At 60.6% G+C, this 19,503-nt stretch carries 14 protein-coding genes; 7 read left to right on the top strand and 7 right to left on the bottom strand.

Annotated elements, in window-relative coordinates; genetic code table 11:
* Positions 1–313 precede the first annotated feature (313 nt).
* Entirely contained in the window at positions 314–1,564 is a 1,251-nt protein-coding gene (locus PDR5_RS14330; RefSeq protein WP_064596480.1) for an MFS transporter, read from the bottom strand.
* Positions 1,565–1,665: 101 nt separating this feature from the next.
* Here PDR5_RS14330 and PDR5_RS14325 point away from each other — a divergent pair, with 101 nt between their 5' ends.
* On the top strand, positions 1,666–2,634 hold the full coding sequence (locus PDR5_RS14325; RefSeq protein WP_064596478.1) for an AraC family transcriptional regulator: 969 nt from the start codon (positions 1,666–1,668) through the stop codon (positions 2,632–2,634).
* A 37-nt stretch (positions 2,635–2,671) separates the two neighbouring features.
* Here PDR5_RS14325 and PDR5_RS14320 read toward each other — a convergent pair whose 3' ends face one another.
* The 3 genes from PDR5_RS14320 to gcvA form a co-directional block, all read right to left on the bottom strand.
* Positions 2,672–3,433, bottom strand: a complete 762-nt coding sequence (locus PDR5_RS14320; RefSeq protein ID WP_064596477.1) for an SDR family oxidoreductase — start codon at positions 3,431–3,433, stop codon at positions 2,672–2,674.
* A 29-nt stretch (positions 3,434–3,462) separates the two neighbouring features.
* Positions 3,463–4,290: an EamA family transporter gene (locus PDR5_RS14315; RefSeq protein WP_064596476.1), complete on the bottom strand. Its 828-nt coding sequence runs from the start codon at positions 4,288–4,290 to the stop codon at positions 3,463–3,465.
* 75 nt (positions 4,291–4,365) lie between these two features.
* Positions 4,366–5,271 (bottom strand): transcriptional regulator GcvA, encoded by a 906-nt coding sequence (gene gcvA / locus PDR5_RS14310; RefSeq protein WP_064596474.1) that lies wholly within the window; start codon positions 5,269–5,271, stop codon positions 4,366–4,368.
* Between the two features lie 430 nt (positions 5,272–5,701).
* On the opposite strand from gcvA, the gene mexE reads away from it, so the two are divergent.
* Genes mexE through PDR5_RS14295 form a run of 3 tightly spaced genes read left to right on the top strand, consistent with a single transcriptional unit; the run spans position 5,702 to position 11,580 of the window.
* Positions 5,702–6,955, top strand: a complete 1,254-nt coding sequence (gene mexE, locus PDR5_RS14305; RefSeq protein WP_064596473.1) for a multidrug efflux RND transporter periplasmic adaptor subunit MexE — start codon at positions 5,702–5,704, stop codon at positions 6,953–6,955.
* 15 nt (positions 6,956–6,970) lie between these two features.
* Positions 6,971–10,162, top strand: coding sequence for an efflux RND transporter permease subunit (locus PDR5_RS14300; RefSeq protein WP_064596472.1), 3,192 nt, complete (start codon positions 6,971–6,973; stop codon positions 10,160–10,162).
* Positions 10,159–11,580: an efflux transporter outer membrane subunit gene (locus PDR5_RS14295; RefSeq protein ID WP_039768284.1), complete on the top strand. Its 1,422-nt coding sequence runs from the start codon at positions 10,159–10,161 to the stop codon at positions 11,578–11,580. Before PDR5_RS14300 ends, PDR5_RS14295 begins: the two co-directional genes overlap by 4 nt.
* A gap of 59 nt (positions 11,581–11,639) precedes the next feature.
* On the opposite strand, the gene PDR5_RS14290 is transcribed toward PDR5_RS14295, so the two are convergent.
* The 3 genes from PDR5_RS14290 to PDR5_RS14280 are packed head-to-tail and all read right to left on the bottom strand — an operon-like array spanning position 11,640 to position 14,950.
* Entirely contained in the window at positions 11,640–12,620 is a 981-nt protein-coding gene (locus tag PDR5_RS14290) for a biotin/lipoyl-binding protein (protein WP_064596470.1), read from the bottom strand.
* Positions 12,621–12,624: 4 nt separating this feature from the next.
* Positions 12,625–12,825 (bottom strand): DUF1656 domain-containing protein, encoded by a 201-nt coding sequence (locus tag PDR5_RS14285; protein WP_064596468.1) that lies wholly within the window; start codon positions 12,823–12,825, stop codon positions 12,625–12,627.
* A complete protein-coding gene (locus PDR5_RS14280) occupies positions 12,815–14,950 on the bottom strand; it encodes an FUSC family protein (protein ID WP_064596466.1) in 2,136 nt (711 codons plus the stop codon). Before PDR5_RS14280 ends, PDR5_RS14285 begins: the two co-directional genes overlap by 11 nt.
* A 192-nt stretch (positions 14,951–15,142) precedes the next feature.
* On the opposite strand from PDR5_RS14280, the gene PDR5_RS14275 reads away from it, so the two are divergent.
* The 3 genes from PDR5_RS14275 to PDR5_RS14265 all read left to right on the top strand — a co-directional run bounded on the left by PDR5_RS14275 (position 15,143) and on the right by PDR5_RS14265 (position 19,496).
* Entirely contained in the window at positions 15,143–16,198 is a 1,056-nt protein-coding gene (locus PDR5_RS14275; RefSeq protein ID WP_064596464.1) for a tetratricopeptide repeat protein, read from the top strand.
* 128 nt (positions 16,199–16,326) lie between these two features.
* Positions 16,327–17,829, top strand: coding sequence for an ATPase domain-containing protein (locus PDR5_RS14270; protein WP_064596462.1), 1,503 nt, complete (start codon positions 16,327–16,329; stop codon positions 17,827–17,829).
* Positions 17,826–19,496, top strand: a complete 1,671-nt coding sequence (locus PDR5_RS14265; RefSeq protein WP_064596460.1) for an ATP-binding protein — start codon at positions 17,826–17,828, stop codon at positions 19,494–19,496. Before PDR5_RS14270 ends, PDR5_RS14265 begins: the two co-directional genes overlap by 4 nt.
* Positions 19,497–19,503 lie beyond the last annotated feature (7 nt).

Below are 19,503 nucleotides of genomic sequence, written 5' to 3'. Positions count from 1 at the left end.
CCCAGAAACCGATCAGCAGGCCAGGGTAATCAGGCCAAGGGCCGAGCTGCTTCCCGAGGCCGCGCAGGCCTTCCGTTTCATTGGGGGCAAAAATGGGGGCATCACTAGTTTTTTAAAACCTGAAACCACCGCCCTAGAGCCCAGTCAGAATGTTTTTTGGCGCCCCTGACAGTCTCTAGGTTTCGCCGGGCGGGCTGTTCATCTGATCATTTCTGGCTTTTTCATGGACCCTGGAAATCCAGTCACTTCCAGTGCACCTCGCGATTACAGCCCACCCGCTACCAGTACCCAAGGCTGTAGCGCGCAAACCGGATCAAAGGTGCAACGCGGGTTTGGTCTGGCGAACGTCATGGCCAGAAGGGACGCGGACCCGCAGCGCAATCAGCAACGCGGCCAGTAGCATCAGCGCGGCCGCTGCGACGAATACGCTTGCGCTGCCACCGAGGCTGAATACCGCACCGCCAGCGGCCGCGCCTGTTGCGATAGCGGACTGCACAGAGGCCACCACCATGCCTCCGGCGCTTTCCGCCTGATCAGGTACCGCATTGGCGACCCAGTTCGACCACGCCACCGGCACACCACCAAAGGCCAGACCCCAGATCGCCAGCAATACCGCCTGCCCCGGCACCGACGCCGGCAACAGCACCAACGACAGTGCTGCGACGCCGACCAGCGTGGGCATCAACACCAGAGTGGCCAGCGGGTAGCGCTCCAGCAGCCTCCCGGCTAACAACGTGCCGACGAAGTTCGCCACACCGAACCCCAGCAGCATCAGCGACAACCCTTGCGGGCCGATGCCGGTAGTCCCTTCAAGGAATGGCCGAACATAAGTGAACATCGCAAAGTGCCCGCTGTGCACCAGTACACAACCGAACATGCCCATGGCGATGCCCGGGCGCAGCAATACCTCCAGAACGGTGCGCAGTCTTGCCGGCCGGCGCGGCGCGAGGCGCGGCAGAGTGAGAGACTGGAAAGCCAGAGTCACCGTGCCTACCGCCGCCGCTGCAAAGAACGCGCTGCGCCAGCCATATAATCCGCCCAGATAACTGCCCAGCGGCACTGCCACGACCGTCCCTATGGCTATGCCGCTGAAAATGATCGACAACGCCCGAGGCAACAGAGCATTCGGCACCAGGCGCATCGCTACCGCTGCCGCCATGCTCCAGAACCCGCCAAGGGCAATACCCAGCAAGATGCGCATCAACAACAGCACCACGAAGCTGGAAGAAACTGCGACCAACAGATTCGAGGCGACCATCAACGTGGAAAAGCCCAGCAACACCCAACGTCGGTCGATGCTGCGGGTCAGACCTGGCACCAACAAGCCAGCGAACAGCGCCACCACGGCTGTTACCGTCACCGCCTGGCCAGCCAGCGCTTCGGACACTCCCAGGTCGGCAGCCATCAGCGTCAACAAACTCGCCGGAAGGTACTCAGCGGTGAGTAACCCGAACACACCCATTGCCAAAGAGAAGACGGCCATCCACGCGGGCGTCGCAGGCTCTACATCCGCGCCGACGCCGCAATGGCGGTCGGATACGGCGTTACATACACAGTCATTCATCGCACGGATCTCCCAATGTTCATTGCGAGCCGAGTCTAGGCGCTGAAAACTGGATGATCTATGATCCAAAGTCTCTACTTTTTGATCAAAACCCCTGAACGATGTCTGCAGACCAGTTTGCTCTTTCCTCGGACCTCATCAACGAGCTGTTGCGTGGCATGCGCCTGCGAGGCGTTGAATACCGGCGTATCCAGGCGGGTCCAACGTTCGGATTGAGCTTCGCGGAAAAACCTGGGCACGCCTGGTTCCACTTCATGGCCGTCGGCAATGCGGAATTGCGAATGGAGGACGGCAACAGGTACGCGCTGTCTGCCGGCAACGCCGTGTTCATCTCCCATGGCGCGGCTCATCAACTGTTTTCCCATCCGGACGCGCCTGTTCAAGACATCGACGGTCTAGACGGCGAAACCTTGGGTGACACCGTCAGCGCGGTGGATACCGGAGCCGATGCCAGCCCCACGCCAAGCACTATTTTGTTCAGCGGTTGCATGGAGTTTGAACTGGGCAGTATCCATGGCCTTGGCCGGCTGATGCCGGGCCTGATGCTGATTGATGCCGGTGGCCAGCGTTATCCCGGGCTGGTACCGATCCTGACCACCATGGAGCGCGAGGTCAGCGCCGCCCGCGTGGGCTTTGCCGGCATCCTCGCGCGGTTGGCCGACGTGGTGGCCGCGATGGTTGTTCGCGGCTGGGTGGAGTGCGCCTGCGGCAATGCTTCGGGGCTGATCGCCGCCTTGCGCGATCCACGCCTGGCCGGTGCACTGCTTGCGCTCCATCAACAACCGGGCCGCGACTGGACCGTTGCGCAGTTGGCAGAGCACAGCAATACCTCGCGCTCGGTATTCGCGGAGCGCTTCCAGGTCACGATTGGCATGACTCCGCTGCGCTACGTGACCGAACTGCGAATGCGGCTTGCAAGCCAGTGGCTGACGCTCGAGAGGCTGCCGATCGAAGAGGTGGCGCAGCGTTTGGGTTATACATCCCAGGCTGCTTTCAGTCGTGCATTCAAGCGCATTACGGGCAGGACACCGGGCTTGAGTCGCAAGGTGAGGCGGCCCGCGGTTACTTGAAGTCGAGCGCAAGGAGTTGACGATCCGTGCCTCTGACTCATTTACCACCCGTTACGTCGAGGAATGTACCGGTAACAAATGATGCCTCTGCACCAGCCAGCCACAAAATGGCCCGCGCCACTTCTTCCGGCTGCCCGCCACGCCCCATCGGGATCGAGTCCTTGACCCGATCGACCCGCCCCGGCTCGCCGCCGCTGGCGTGCATGTCGGTATAGATGTGCCCCGGTCGGATACAGTTGACGCGAATGCCCTCACGGGCCACCTCTTTGGCGAACCCGATGGTGAACGTTTCCAGTGCGCCTTTCGATGCTGCGTAGTCGACATATTCATTCGGACTGCCCAGACGCGCCGAGGCCGACGACACATTGATCACCACGCCGCCCGCACCGCCGTGCCGCAGGGACATGCGCTTCACGGCCTGTTGGGCGCACAGTATCGGCCCGAGAGCATTGACCGCGAAGATGCGTTGCATGCGCGCGAAGCCCAGGTCTTCCAGGCGTGACTGTTGCGCCAGCACGCCAGCATTATTGACCAGGACATCGATGCGCCCGAACGTGCGGTCGATCGCGGTAAAAAGACTCGCGACCTGCTCGGGATCGGCACTGTCGGCGCGCATCGCCAACGCCTTGCGCCCCATCGCTTCGATATCCGCCGCCACCGCCAGCGCGGCGGACTCATTGGCAACGTAACTGATCGCAACATCGTAGCCTTGGGCAGCAGCGAGTCGGGCGGTGGCGGCGCCTACTCCACGACTGCCACCGGTAATCAGAATCAGCGGAGCCTGCGAGACGTTAACCATGAAACTACTCCTTAGCAGATGATGCCGAGTCAGCCGATGATGATCGCGCCGCTGGCGATCACCACACAGGCCAGCATCCGGCGGACGGTAAGTGTTTCACCGAGGAACAGGTAGCCAAGCAACGCCGCGAACAGCACGCTGGTTTCACGCAAGGCTGACACCGCGCCCAGCGGGGCTTCGTTCATCGCGTAGATAACGATTGCGTAGGCAAGCAGAGAAACCAGCCCGCCCATTGCCGCAGCGAACATACCGGGCCGAATCGAAAACAGGCTGCGGGCATCGCGCAGACCGATGTAGACCACCGGCATCAGCACGCCCCACAAGGCACTCATCCACACTGTGTAGGCCAGCGGCGCACCGGAAAGCCGCGCGCCAATGCCGTCGACCACGCTATAAGCCGCGATAAAGCAACCGGTTCCCAATGCGTAAGGCAGGCTGGGCACCGACAGGCTGCGTCCCCGGAAAGCCAGCGAAATGATGCCGCCTGACACCAGCGCAATGCCGAGCATTTCGCCCGGGGTGATGGTTTCGCCGGCAAACAACGCGGCGCCGAGCGTAATCAACGCGGGTGATGAACCGCGCGAAATCGGATAAATCTGTCCCAGATCGCCGACCCGGTAACTGCGCACCAGAAACAGGTTGTAGCCAACGTGCAGCAATGCCGACAGCAGCGCATACCCCCAGCTCTGAGGCGCAGGCGCCACCATGAACATCGCGGCAACTGCACAGACTATGGCGATTGCAACGCACATCACCGTCATCGACCAGAGCCGATCGGCACCGCCGCGCAGCAATGCATTCCAGCCGGCGTGCAGCAGCGCGGCGAACAGGACAAGGAGGACGAGATGAGTAGGCATTGGCCATTTTAGGCAGCCCGAACGGCCGGATTACAGAGAAGGCTCCTCATTGCACCATGAGCGACTCTTCATGCCTCAAACCTGCCCGCCTCGCACTTTGAGCGCCTCACCGAGCAACCACTCGCGAAAACTCTCAATGTGCGGCTGCGTCTCAACGCCCTTGGGGCAAACGAAGTAATAAGCGAGCGGTGACTGAAACGGCACATCGAACAGCCGCACCAGCCGGCCATCGCCGATTTCCTTCTCGACATGCCCGCTGCGCACCAGAGCAATGCCATGGCCGAGCAAAGCCGCCTCGACCGTCATATTGGTATCGCCAAACCTGACGCTTTCCCGCAGCGGCAAAAATGCCAGCCCGACGGACTGGAACCACGCTTCCCATTTCGGTGCCAGTTCAGCGCCGTCACGTGCCAGCAGCGGCAACTGCAACAAATCGGCGGGACTGCTCGGCATTCCGACGCGTTGCAGCAGTTCGGGACTGGCCACCGGGAAAACCTGCTCACCGAACAAAAACTGTGAATACAGACCGGGATAGTTGCCCTTGCCCAAGCGGATCGCGACATCGGCTTCGCTGCTGGCGAAATGGATGACCTTGTCCGTGGTGTCCAGCGACACCAACAGTTCCGGGTGCTGGCGGGCCAGGCTCGGCAAGCGTGGCAGCAACCATTTCAACGCAAAGGAATAGGTTGTGCTGACGCTGAGCCGGACCCTGCCCTTTTGCTCACGCAGATCAGCCAGCGTTGCCTCAAGGCTCATGAAGAACTCACGCACAATCGGCGCCAGGGTAGCGCCCGCAGGCGTAAGGCTTAACGACTTGCCCCGTTCAAACAGCTGCAAGCCCCAAAGCTCTTCCAGATGCCGAAGCTGATGGCTGACCGCGCTCTGGGTTACATGCAGTTCCTGCGCGGCGGCGGTGAAAGTCGGGTGCCGGGTGGATACTTCGAAAGCCCGCAAGGTTGCGGTCGGGGGCAGATCTCTCATAAACAAAGGGTCCGGGATTGGCAAAACATCGAGGTATGAGTATCAGGTCATGTTAGAGCGAAATGTTGTGGGTTGCCTGTTCCGGGTAACAGGACTCTTGATGTTGGCGTATTGATCCAGCAGCCAGGCGAGGTCTTTGTAAACAAGCACCATATGCTCCGCAAGGATGTCGAGGCTCGGTAACTTCAGCGCAGCATTTAATCGCCGCATAATCCTCACCCAGCAATTTCGCCTGCGACAGTTGCCGATCGCGCAACACAGAATTGTCATCAGGCCAATTGATAGCCCCCTAACGAAAGGCGCATGCTAGAGGGCTTCTCTCGGGCTTATATCATTCCGAATGATAGTTACCTTCGTGTCATTCGATTCGTTTTGCTATCGACCCGCCGAGCATCATCCGCCCATCTTCAATACATTGGCGGATGCATCCATGGAACAATCACTCAAACATTTGCGCTTCCCGTTGGCTCTGTTGGCCGTGCTGGTGATGAGCGCCTGCGGCAAGACTCCGGAAACCGCCGCCACCATGCCTGCTGCCAAGGTCAGCGTGGCCAAGGTGCTGGAACAACCGGTCAACGAGTGGGACGAATTCACCGGGCGCCTCGAAGCGCCGGAAACCGTTGAAATCCGTCCGCGGGTCTCCGGCCAGATCGACGAAGTCGCCTTCACCGAAGGTGCTCTGGTCAAGAAAGGCGACCTGCTGTTCCAGATCGACCCGCGTCCGTTCCAGGCCGAGGTCCGCCGCCTCGAAGCGCTGGTTGCCCAGGCCCGTGCCAACGCCACTCGCAGTGAAAACGAAGCCGGCCGTGGCGAACGCCTGCGCGCCAGCAACGCCATCTCCGCCGAACTGGCCGACTCGCGTACCAGCGCTGCACAAGAAGCCCGTGCGGCTGTTGGCGCGCTGCAAGCGCAACTGGACCTGGCCAAGCTGAACCTGAGCTTCACCCGCGTCACTGCGCCAATCAGTGGCCGCGTCAGCCGTGCCGAGATTACCGCCGGTAACCTGGTGACCGCCGACACCACCCCGCTGACCAGCGTTGTGTCCACCGACAAGGTCTACGCCTACTTCGACGCCGACGAGCGTGTGTTCCTCAAATACACCCAGCTCGCCCGTCAGGGTCAGCGCGGCGCCACTACCCCGGTGTACATGGGCCTGTCCAATGAAGACGGCAACCCGCACCTGGGCCAAATGAACTTCGTCGACAACCAGGTCAACCCGAAAACCGGCACCATCCGTGGTCGCGCCGTGTTCGACAACAGCGACGGCACTTACACCCCGGGCCTGTATGCACGTCTGAAACTGGTCGGCAGCGGCACCTACAACGCCATGTTGATCAACGATGAAGCGGTCGGTACCGACCTCGGCAAGAAGTTCGTGCTGGTGATGGATGGCGACAACAAGACCGTCTACCGCGCCGTTGAACTCGGTCCGAAGATCGAAGGCCTGCGTATCGTGCGCAGCGGCCTGAACAAGGACGACACGATCATCGTCAAGGGTCTGCAACGGGTTCGCCCTGGCTCCCCGGTTACGCCTGAAGTGATCCCGATGGCCAGCGAGCAAACCATTGCCGCTCTCGCTCAACAACGACAAGCGCTGGAAGCCAGCAACCTGCCCAAAGTCGCACCTGCCAAAGGCGCGCCGGGTTCGGTTGTAAAACTGGCTGCTGCGACCCCACGCGGTTAAGGGACGACAACTCCGATGAATTTTTCCCAATTCTTCATTTCACGGCCGATCTTCGCAGCGGTGCTGTCGCTGTTGATCCTGATCGCCGGTGCGATTTCGCTGTTCCAGTTGCCGATCAGCGAATACCCGGAAGTCGTGCCACCGACCGTGGTGGTGCGTGCCAACTTCCCGGGCGCCAACCCAAAAGTCATCGGTGAAACCGTGGCCGCTCCTTTGGAGCAGGCCATCACCGGCGTCGAGAACATGCTGTACATGTCCTCGCAATCCACCGCTGACGGCAAGATCACCCTGACCATCACCTTCGCCCTGGGTACTGACCTGGACAACGCGCAGGTGCAGGTGCAGAACCGCGTGACCCGGACCGAGCCGAAGCTTCCGGAAGAAGTGACGCGCATCGGTATCACCGTCGACAAGGCTTCGCCCGACCTGACCATGGTTGTGCACTTGACCTCGCCGGACAAACGCTACGACATGCTGTACCTGTCCAACTACGCGATTCTCAACATCAAGGATGAGCTCGCTCGCCTCGGTGGTGTCGGTGACGTGCAGTTGTTCGGTATGGGCGACTACTCGCTGCGGGTATGGCTCGACCCGAACAAGACCGCTTCGCGCAATCTGACCGCGACTGATGTGGTGACCGCCATTCGCGAACAGAACCGTCAGGTGGCCGCCGGCCAGTTGGGCGCGCCCCCTGCTCCGACTGCGCAAAGCTTCCAGCTGTCGATCAACACTCAAGGCCGTCTGGTCTCCGAGGAAGAGTTCGAGAACATCGTCATTCGCGCCGGCGACAACGGTGAAATCACTCGCCTGAAGGACATCGCCCGCGTCGAACTGGGCTCCAGTCAGTACGCCCTGCGTTCGTTGCTGAACAACCAGCCAGCCGTAGCGATCCCGATCTTCCAGCGTCCGGGCTCCAACGCCATCGAAATCTCGAACGAAGTTCGCGGCAAGATGGAAGAGCTGAAGAAAAGCTTCCCGCAAGGCATGGACTACAGCATCGTCTATGACCCGACGATCTTTGTGCGCGGCTCCATCGAGGCGGTGGTTCACACCCTCTTCGAAGCACTGATTCTCGTGGTTCTGGTGGTGATCCTGTTCCTGCAGACCTGGCGCGCCTCGATCATTCCGCTGGTGGCGGTGCCGGTATCGTTGATCGGTACGTTCGCGGTGATGCACCTGTTCGGCTTCTCGCTCAACGCCCTGTCGCTGTTCGGCCTGGTATTGGCAATCGGTATCGTGGTGGACGACGCCATCGTGGTGGTGGAGAACGTCGAGCGGAACATTGAACTGGGGCTCAACCCCTTCGATGCGACCAAAAAGGCCATGGGGGAAGTGACCGGCCCGATCATTGCGACAGCGCTCGTGCTGTGTGCGGTGTTCGTACCCGCCGCGTTCATCTCGGGCCTGACCGGTCAGTTCTACAAGCAGTTTGCTTTGACCATCGCGATCTCTACGGTGATCTCGGCCTTCAACTCGCTGACCCTGTCGCCAGCACTGGCCGCCGTCTTGCTCAAGGGCCACGACGCGCCGAAAGATCGGTTCTCGCGAGTGCTGGACAAGATCTTCGGTGGCTGGCTGTTCCGTCCGTTCAACCGTTTCTTCGACCGCGCCAGTCACGGTTACGTCGGTACCGTGCGCCGGGTCATCCGTGGCAGCGGCATCGCCCTCTTCCTGTACGCAGGCTTGATGGTGCTGACCTTCTTCGGTTTCTCCAGCACCCCGACCGGCTTCGTACCCGGCCAGGACAAGCAATATCTGGTGGCCTTCGCGCAACTGCCGGACGCCGCGAGCCTGGACCGCACCGAAGACGTCATCAAGCGCATGTCCGACCTGGCACTGAAACAGCCAGGCGTGGAAAGCGCCGTAGCGTTCCCGGGTCTGTCGATCAACGGCTTCACCAACAGCCCGAACGCCGGCATCGTGTTCGTGACCCTGAAACCGTTCGACGAGCGTAAAGACCCGAGCATGTCCGCCGGTGCGATTGCCGGTGCATTGAACGGCCAGTACGCCGGGATTCAGGAAGCCTATATGGCGATCTTCCCGCCGCCGCCGGTACAGGGGCTGGGCACCATCGGTGGTTTCCGCCTGCAAATCGAAGACCGGGGCAACCTGGGCTACGAAGAGCTGTACAAGGAAACCATGAACATTATTGCCAAGAGCCATAACGTTCCGGAACTGGCCAACCTGTTCACCAGCTACACCGTGAACGTGCCGCAGGTCGATGCCGCCATCGACCGGGAAAAAGCCAAGACCCACGGCGTGGCCGTCAGCGACATCTTCGACACCCTGCAGATCTACCTGGGTTCGCTGTATGCCAACGACTTCAACCGCTTCGGTCGTACCTATCAGGTCAACGTTCAGGCCGAGCAGCAGTTCCGCCTTGAGTCCGATCAGATCGGACAGCTGAAAGTACGCAACAACAAAGGCGAGATGATCCCGCTGGCGACCTTCATCAAGGTCAGCGACACCTCGGGCCCGGATCGTGTGATGCACTACAACGGCTTCATCACCGCTGAAATCAACGGTGCAGCAGCCCCGGGCTACAGCTCCGGCCAGGCCGAAAAAGCCATCGAGAAACTGCTCAAGGATGAACTTCCGAACGGCATGACCTACGAGTGGACCGACCTGACCTACCAGCAGATTCTGTCCGGTAACACAGCGCTGTTCGTGTTCCCGCTCTGCGTATTGCTGGCGTTCCTGGTGCTCGCGGCTCAATACGAAAGCTGGAGCCTGCCACTGGCGGTGATCCTGATCGTACCGATGACCCTGCTGTCGGCCATCACCGGTGTGATCATCTCTGGCGGCGACAACAACATCTTCACCCAGATCGGCCTGATCGTATTGGTGGGCCTGGCGTGCAAGAACGCGATTCTGATCGTCGAGTTCGCCAAGGATAAGCAGGAAGAAGGCCTCGATCCGCTGGCCGCCGTACTGGAAGCCTGCCGTCTGCGTCTGCGGCCGATCCTGATGACCTCGTTCGCGTTCATCATGGGTGTGGTGCCACTGGTTTTCTCCAGCGGTGCCGGTGCCGAGATGCGTCATGCCATGGGTGTGGCGGTGTTCTCCGGGATGCTCGGTGTGACCTTCTTCGGTCTGCTGCTGACCCCCGTGTTCTATGTGCTGATCCGCAACTTCGTGGAGCGAAGCGAAGCTCGCAAAGCGGCCAAGGCGCAAAATCTTCAAAAGCCACTGGAGGCGCACCAATGAGTCTGAAAGTCTTCCTGCCGAGCCTGCTGGTGCTGGCCCTGAGTGCCTGCGCCGTCGGCCCTGACTACAAGACCCCGACGACGGAGGCGGCGAACATTACGTCCGCCACCGACGGCGCCGCCGGCCAGAAGAACTTCGACCGTTCGAAATTCGAAGGCATCTGGTGGCAGCAGTTCGACGATCCGACCCTTAACCAGTTGGTGACTCAATCGCTGCAAGGCAACCGTGAACTGCGCGTGGCATTCGCCCGCTGGAAAGCCGCCCGGGCGATCCGCGACGACGCCAGCAACGATGCAATGCCGACCATCACCAGCCGCGCCAGCAGCGATCTGGCCAAAGGTCAGATCCCGGGCCAGACCACCAATCGGGTCAATAGTGAACGCTATGACCTGGGCCTGGACATGGCTTGGGAACTGGACCTGTTCGGACGTATCCAGCGCAATCTGGAAGCCAGCGACGCCGACCAGCAAGCGGCCGAAGCCGATCTGTACCAACTGCAAGTCACCATGATTGCCGAACTGGTGGACGCTTACGGTCAACTGCGCGGTGCTCAACTGCGGGAAAAGATCGCGCTGGCCAACCTGAACAACCAGCAGGAATCGCGCAAGATCACCATCAGCCTGCGTGACGCCGGCGTTGGCGATCAGCTCGATGTCGAACGTGCCGATGCACGTCTGGCATCGGTCGAAGCCAGCGTGCCGCAGCTGCAGGCAGAACAGGCCCGGCAGAAAAACCGCATCGCCACCCTGCTGGGTGAACGTCCGGACAAGCTGACCGTCGACCTGAGTCCGAAAGACCTGCCGGCGATTGCCAAGGCCTTGCCGATCGGTGATCCGGGCGAACTGCTGCAGCGTCGTCCGGACATCCTCAGCGCCGAGCGCAGACTGGCTTCGGCCACGGCGCGTATCGGTGTAGCCAAGGCCGACCTGTTCCCACGGGTCAGTCTCAGCGGTTTCCTCGGCTGGACGGCCGGACGTGGTTCGCAGATCGGTTCCTCGGCGGCCAACGCCTGGGCACTGGGCCCGAGCATCACCTGGGCAGCGTTCGACCTTGGCAGCGTGCGAGCCCGTTTGCGCGGCGCCGATGCCGATGCCGAAGGCGCACTGGCGACTTACGAGCAGCAAGTATTGCTGGCGCTGGAAGAGTCGGAAAACGCCTTCAGCGATTACGGCAAGCGTCAACAGCGCCTGATCTCACTGATCCGTCAGAGCGAATCGAGCCGCAAGGCTGCCGACCTCGCCGAAATCCGCTACCGCGAAGGCACCACCGATTTCCTGGTGCTGCTCGACGCCCAGCGTGAACGCTTGAACGCCGAGGACAGCCAGGCTCAGGCCGAAGTGGATCTGTATCGCGGCATCGTCGCGATCTACAAGGCCCTCGGTGGCGGTTGGCAGCCAGAAACGGTGGCCAGCAAGTAATCGTTTTTTAAAGAGCTCCTTTGGTTGGCCGCAACCAACCAAATTTTTTGCCCCGCGTATCATTCGGTCGCGGGGCTTTTTTGTCTCTGTCTTTCATGGTTTTCCAGCACCGTGACCGTCGCGGTGGTACCGGCTCTGAGTCGGTCCTTGCCCGCGTAATCGGGATCGATGCCAATCCGCACCGGCACCCGTTGCGCCAGTTTCACCCAGGTGTAGCTGGGGTTGATGTTGGCCAGCAATCGGCTGCCCGGCGCGTTTTCCCGATCAGCAATGGCGAAGGCGATGCTTTGCACGGTGCCGCCGAATTTTTCCCCGCTCATCAATTCGATCCGCACCCGGTCGCCCTCCTCGATCCGTGGCAGCTTGGTTTCCTCGAAATAGCCACTGACGTAAAAGGAGTCGCTATCCACCAGCGCCAGCAAGGCATTGCCGGCTACCGCGTAATCCCCCTGCCGGGTCAGCAGATTGGTGACATAACCACTGACCGGTGCTTCGACGCGGGTGCGTTGCAGATCCAGTTCAGCCTGGGTCAATGCAGCAATCGCCAGTTGCACGTTGGCTTCGGCGAGACCGAGATTGGCCTGATTGCGCAACAGATCGGCCTGGGCCACCGCCACATCGGTGCTGGACTTCTCCCACTCTTCCCCGGAAATCGCGAACCCTTGCTTGAGCGTACGTCGCCGGCGCTCTTCACTCTGGCGTTGTTTGAGCAATGCCTCGCTGGCGACAATGGCCGCTTGCGACTGCCCAAGCGTAGCCTTGGAGACCTCCACCGAGCGTTTCGCATGCTCGACGGCCAGACTGTAGCGAGCCGGATCGATTTCCAGCAGCAACTGGCCCTTGACGACATACTGGTTGTCCTGCACCGCCAGCGTGACGATGCGGCCCGAGACATCCGCCGAGAGTGTCACCACATCTGCCCTCACCCGCGCATCCCGAGTCCACGGGGCCCGGGTGTAATGTTCCCAGGCAAACCAGCCGAGCACGATGGCCAGCAGCACCACCGCCAATGTCGTCAATCGAGTGAGCAACGTCTTCAAGGTTTCAGGCTCCCATCAGCAGAATCAGTGCGGCGCACACACAGGCATAAAGGGCGCCTTCGAACAGCGCCTCATGCCAGATAAAACGCAGGACGCCGAGCCGGCGCAAACCCCAGTCGAGCAGCAGAAAAACCGGTATGGCCAGCAACAAGGCCTGAGCGATTGGCGGCAGGTAAACGCCGCCGATCTCGAAATCAATGGGCAAGGATGGGCTCTCCTTCAGATCGGTCGGGCTGCAAATGCTCGCCATGTCGTTCCAGAAACGACACCACGATCAACAGGGCCACGCGCATGCGAAATACCGACCACAAGTGCTCATGGGTGGCGACATGCAAGGCATCCAGTTCATCGCCGAGCGCATGCAGCGTAGCCAGTAAAGGTGTCAGGCGTACATCCGGTCGGCCGGCGACGAAACGGCCGGTCTGACGCAATGCCGTCGACAGCTGCCTATGCAAATCGTCCGTAAGCAGAGCATTGTTTTGCGCCTGTTGCCTGAGCTGGTGCATGGCCACGCCCAGCGCTACACAGGCGAGGCTGATTTCATACAGGCGCTGCATGTCCCGTTCGTTGACGGCCGGCAACACGCCCAGCATCGAGGTCAGGCGATCAACCATGCGGCTTTCGAAGGCGAATTGTTGTTCGTCGGTGGCCGGGCTCTTGGTCAGTTGGTAGACCTGCTCCCGCGCTTCGTTGTAAAAGCGCCGGATGCGCAGAGCCGGGCGGAACGGGAAAATCCAGGCATAAACAATCAGAGCCAGCATCGCCGCACTCACGTAGGCTCCGGCAAATTCGAACCATTGAATGGCGGTGTTCTGCCCGGTGCCGACGTTCTGCGGCCCGAGCATCAGGAAACTCGACAGCCCCAGGCCCATGCCGATACCGGTGGTGGCCGGGTTGGCCAGTCCGACCGCGATCACATACAGCAGAGGCGCGAGCAGCAAGGCCAGCATTTCGAAATCACTGATAGCCGGGACCAGCATGAATTGATAGAACGCCGAGACGACCAAGGCCAGTCCCAATCCTCGGGCGTAACTCTGTGCAGCGATCAAGGGACGCGGAAATGTCGCCATCAACGAACACAGAATCCCCACCAGAATCATCCCGCCCCGCGCGCCGTCCCAAGCGGTCTCGATCCAGATCAGCCCAGCCACCAGCAACGCGCTGAAGGCGCGAATGGCATTCATCGTCGCGAGGGTGAAATCCAGGTGCAAGGGGCTGGACTGGCCACGAAACATGCAACTGGCTTCGCGTCCTTCCTGTATCGCGTCGCTCAGTTCGAGAATCTGCTCCAACTGCTGCAACAGCCGCGCCTGCTCCCAGCGCAGTGCCCACGCCAGCGAACGCAGGGTTGCACTCATGTCTTCAGTCAGTTGTTCGGCCCTGTAGGCGAGCCCTTCGAACTGCTGTTGCAGCGCGACGAACTGGTGCCGCGCCTCTGCCGGCAATGAGCGCCCTTGCAGTGCGAGCTGGTCGAGCAGTGCCAGTTCTTCTGCACGCAATTGCTGGATCTCCAGCGGCAGATCGCCCTCCCAACGCTCGGTGAGCAGTTCCCGCTGATGACGCAGCGCGGTCAGGCGCGAGGTCAGCAGCATCAGTTGATTGCCCAGCAACAGCACCAGATTGTTGGCACTGCGCAAGCGCGGGGCGTCGAAATACAAATGCCGACGCAGGCCTTCAAGGGCGCTGATTTCCCCCAACAACTGCATTTGCCGGCGCTGAAAGTCCGCTTCGCTTTCTTCGGTGCGAAGTACAGCGGCGGCATGGCTGGCAACCAGCCTGATCACCTGATCGACCTTTGCAAAATAGTTGCGCGACACCGCCTCGGGCCGCGCCGTCAACAGACTGACAACGCACACGCACGCTACCGCCAACAAGGTTTCGGTGACCCGGGTCACCGCCAGCAAAAAGGTGCCGTCCTGATCCGGAATCGCCAGCAGCGCCACTACCACAGCGGTATATCCGCTAAGCACGAACGCCTGAGAACTGGTGTAGCGCAGTAGCGTGCCGCCCGCCGTGCACAGCGCCAGCCATAAGGCCAGGGTCGTGATGAACGGCAACGGCGCCTGGGGAAAAATTGCCATCAGCACCACCGCCACCACCGCGCCAAGGGTCGTCCCGATGATTTGCCCGAAGCTGCGTGCCAGCGCCATCCCGGCCAGTGGCTGGCTGATGATAACGACGGCCATGATCGACCACTTCGGTTGATCCAGATCGAACAGAAACGCCAGGTACAAGGTCAGCAATCCGGCGACGATGGTACGCAAACCAAACAGCAGCACTGCCTGACCGGGGTGGATCAGCGCCTTGAAATAAATGAGCAGGGACTGCATGGATAGCCTCGTCGAAACAACTTCTGCAAGCGTAGTCACTGTATTAAGGATTTGATGGTTTACGGGAGCCACAAAGCTCGTAGGGCGTTTCAGCACTTGTAGTAGGTCATATCAGGCACAGTGTTTGACTCACGGCGCGAGCTGACAGAAGCTTGCGACCTCCGCTGCAAAACGAAAGTTTCGGAAATTCGCATGCCTCAGTCTCGCCGCTATTTGCTCATCAGCCTCGGCCTTGCGCTGGTCCTGATCGTCGCCTGGCTGTCTTTGCGCAGCACTGCGCCCGTTGTGCCGGAAGCGATCAAACACGGTTACAGCGAAGCGCTGGCCGCCGCGCGTGCCGGTCAACCGGGGGCTGCGCGGGTTTTATACCAACAGCTGGGGCGCCCGGATCTGTCGGTCAAACGGCGTGTCTGGCTGCACGCCGAGCTGCCCAACTACCCGAGCCCGCAAGCCTTGAAACTGGCGGACGCCGATCTGCAAAACGAATCGCCGGACGTTCGACTGGCCGCAATCAAAAGCGTGATGGGCCTGGTGCCTGGCGGTCAGCGCAGTTTGCTGTTGGGCCCGTTGCTCGATGATGAGGATCAAACCGTACGCTTTGCTGCAATCAACGCCCTGCTCGGTTTGTCTCCGGATCAACTGGGCCTGTATTTCGCGCCGTTGCAGCAAGGCATCGACATGTGGGAAGAGGCGCTCAAGAGCCAGCCGGAAAGCGCCGCCAACTATGCCCAACTGGCGCGCCTGTATCTGCACAATGCGGAGCTCAAACAGGCGCAGCAAGCGTTGGAGCAGACCCTGCGCCTGGATCCCGGCAATCTGCCGGCGTTGGTGATGCAGATCGAAGTACTCGATCGCCAGGGCCAGAGCGACGCCGCGCGTCAGTTGCTCGCCCGACAATTGAAGGCCCAACCCGATTCGGCTTATCTGCAACATGCCCTGGGCCTCTGGCTGCTGCATCACGATCAACGCGAGTACGCCCTGCTCGGTTTGTCCAAAGCCGTGGAGCTCGAGCCCGACAACAAGGACTACCGCTACGACCTCGCCACCACTCTGCATAGCGCCGAAGAACTCGAAGCGGCGCAAAAGCAGTTACAGGAAATCGTCCAGCGTCACCCTGCCGACCGCAAGGCGCGGGTGCTGCTGATCAACTACTGGAAAGAAAGCGGTCAGTTGCAGAATGTGCAGATCCTGTTGGCTCAGCTTGAGCAGATGAACCCTGACGATCCCTCGTTGCAGCAAGGCCTCTAGCCGCCTTCCAGACACATCCGGCAAGAAACTCGGAACCGCAGTCTCCGCAAAGGGTCAAGTAATCAAGCAGTACCAATCGGCGTCCGGCGCCCGCTGCCTCGTTTCCCCTAGTCATGAGAGGGCATTTTTTGTCTACATCGAACGCGTTGATCAGTGCAAAAGCCGCCACCGGCATCGAAGGGCTGGACGATATCCTCGCCGGTGGCCTGTCCCGCAGTCACGTTTTCTTGCTGGAGGGTGAGCCTGGAACCGGTAAAACCACGGTCGCGTTGCATTTTTTACTGGCCGGCGCCCGTGCCGGTGAGCGCTCTTTGTACATTACGCTCTCCGAAACCGAGCATGAGCTGCGTCAGGGCGCGGCCTCCCACGGATGGGAGCTGGGCGAAAATATCGAAATTTTCGAGCTGACTCCCCCGGAAAACCTGCTCAACGCCGAGCATCAGCAGAGTCTCCTGTATTCATCGGATCTGGAGCTGGGCGAGGCGACCAAACAGATTTTCGAGGTGGTCGAACGCTTCAAGCCGACCAGGGTGGTACTCGACAGCCTTTCAGAGATTCGCCTGCTCGCGCAAAGCTCCCTGCGCTACCGTCGACAGATTCTGGCAATCAAGCATTACTTCGTGCGCTATGACGCCACGGTGCTGCTACTGGATGACCTGACCACCGAATCCCTCGACAAGACCGTGCACAGCGTTGCCCACGGCGTGATCCGGCTCGAGGAATTAACACCCAACTACGGCGCCGAACGCCGACGCGTCAGGGTGGTCAAGTATCGCGGCCAGAAATATCGTGGTGGCTACCATGACTTCACCATCATGGGCGATGGCGTGCATGTTTTCCCGCGTCTGGTGGCGGCCGAGCACCGGGGCGATTACCCGCGTCTGCAGCTGTCCAGCGGCATAAAAGAGATGGACGCGCTCTTGGGCGGCGGCATCGAAACCGGCTCCAGCACATTGATTCTGGGCCCGGCAGGCACCGGCAAGTCGTTGATCTCGATGATCTTCGCGGCCGCAGCGGTGTCACGCGGGGAAAAAGCCGCGCTGTTCATCTTTGATGAAGAGCTGGAGCAGTTGTTCGAGCGCATGAAAAACATCGGCATCGACCTCAAGGCTCTGCGAGCCACCGGTAATCTGCTGATCGAACAGGTCGACGCCGCCGAACTGTCCCCCGGCGAGTTCTCCCACCGTGTGCGGCGCTGCGTCGATGAAAGAGACATCAAGACCGTGGTGATCGACAGCATCAACGGTTATCAGGCCGCGATGCCGGAAGAAAACGCCTTGGTGCTGCACATGCACGAACTATTGCTGTACTTGAACCGCAAGGGCGCCGCGACCTTCATGACCGTCGCCCAACACGGTCTGGTCGGCGACATGCAGGCGCCGGTGGACATCACCTATTTGGCCGACACCGTAATTCTGCTGCGCTACTTCGAAGCGATCGGCAAGGTGCGCCGAGCCATCTCGATCATCAAGAAACGTACCGGCAGCCATGAATCGACCATTCGCGAATACCGCATTTCCACGAAAGGCATGACCATCGGCGAACCACTGGAAGCCTTTCAGGGGGTGCTGCGCGGCGTACCGACCTACCTCGGCGCGAGCAATCCGCTGCTTAAGGACGATTTCTTGTGACAGTCACCGTACCACTGTCGGAACGGGCGTTGATCCTCGCCCCCCTCGGGCGCGACAGTCAGGTTGCGCTGATGATCCTCAACGAAGCGGGCTACGGTGGCCTGATCACTCCCGACCTCAGAACGCTTTGCACCGAACTCGAACCCGGTGCCGGGTTGCTGTTGATTGCGTCCGAAGCCTTGCTGGGCCCGGATCTGGAAACCCTGCTGGCGTATCTGGATCAACAGCCCGCCTGGTCGGATCTGCCGATTGTGTTGTTGACCCACCACGGAGGATCCCAACAGGGACCCTCGTCGCAGTTGAGCAAATTGCTGGGCAACGTGACGTTTCTTGAACGTCCTTTCCATCCGGTGACCCTGGTCAGCCTGATCTCCACCGCCCTTCGCGGTCGACGACGACAGTACGAAGCCCGCGACCGCCTGATCGATCTGAGCGAAAGCGAACGACGCCTGCAATCGACCCTGGAAACCCTTGAGCAACAAGTCGAAGAACGCACCGCCCAGCTGCGGCACAACGAGGAAGCGCTGCGCCAGTCGCAGAAAATGGAAGCGGTCGGGCAATTGACCGGCGGTATCGCCCATGACTTCAATAACATGCTGACCGGCATCATCGGCAGCCTCGAGTTGATCCGCCGTCGACTGGCGCGTGGCCGGACGGAGGATCTCGACAGCCTGATCGATCTCGGCGTGACCTCGGCCAACCGTGCCGCCGGCCTGACTCATCGCCTGCTGGCTTTCTCCCGACGCCAGTCGCTGGACTCCAAAGCCGTAAAAATGAACGATCTGGTGCAATCGATGGGCGAGTTGCTGCAACGCAGCCTCAACGAAAGCATTCATCTGGAAATGCGCCTGCACCAGGAGCTATGGGTAGCCGAGGCTGACCCCAATCAACTGGAAAGCGCCCTGCTCAATCTGGTAATCAACGCCCGCGACGCGATGCCCAACGGCGGCCATCTGGTGGTCGAGACCGGTAATCAGGTGCTGGGGCGCGACTTTACTGCCGCTTACACTAATCTGGAGCCCGGCGATTACGTCGTATTGAGCGTGAGCGATAACGGCTGCGGCATGCCGGAAAACGTCATCAACCGGGCGTTCGATCCGTTTTTCACCACCAAGCCGATCGGCCAGGGCACGGGGCTCGGCTTATCGATGATCTATGGCTTCAGCAAACAATCCGGTGGTCATGTCTCGATCGAGAGCGAGATTGATAAGGGCACCACGGTCAAACTTTATCTGCCACGGTTCAAAGGCGAGACATTGCCGCATGAGCCGCTGGACATTGAACAGGCCCCCGACGCCGTGGAAGGCGAAACCGTATTGATCGTTGAAGACGACCCGGCGGTGCGGGTGCTGGTCAGTGCGGTCTTGAGTGAGCTGGGTTACCGGTTTTTCGAAGCCAGCGATGCTGACGTCGCAGTTCCCATTCTTGACTCGCCGCAGCGCATCGATCTGCTGATCAGCGACGTTGGCCTGCCAGGCATGAACGGCCGGCAACTGGCGGAAATCGGCCGGCAATACCGGCCCGACCTGAAGGTTCTATTCATTACCGGTTACGCCGAACACGCCGCTGTACGCGGCGGGTTCCTCGACTCCGGGATGCAGATGATCACCAAGCCGTTCACCTTCGATCTGTTGACGGCGAAGGTGCGGGAAATGATCAAGAGCTGAGGCGGTT

It is taken from the genome of Pseudomonas sp. DR 5-09 (genome assembly GCF_001655595.1).
In the GTDB taxonomy this organism is placed as follows: domain Bacteria; phylum Pseudomonadota; class Gammaproteobacteria; order Pseudomonadales; family Pseudomonadaceae; genus Aquipseudomonas; species Aquipseudomonas pharyngis.
This window is presented reverse-complemented; position numbering and strand designations above follow the sequence as displayed.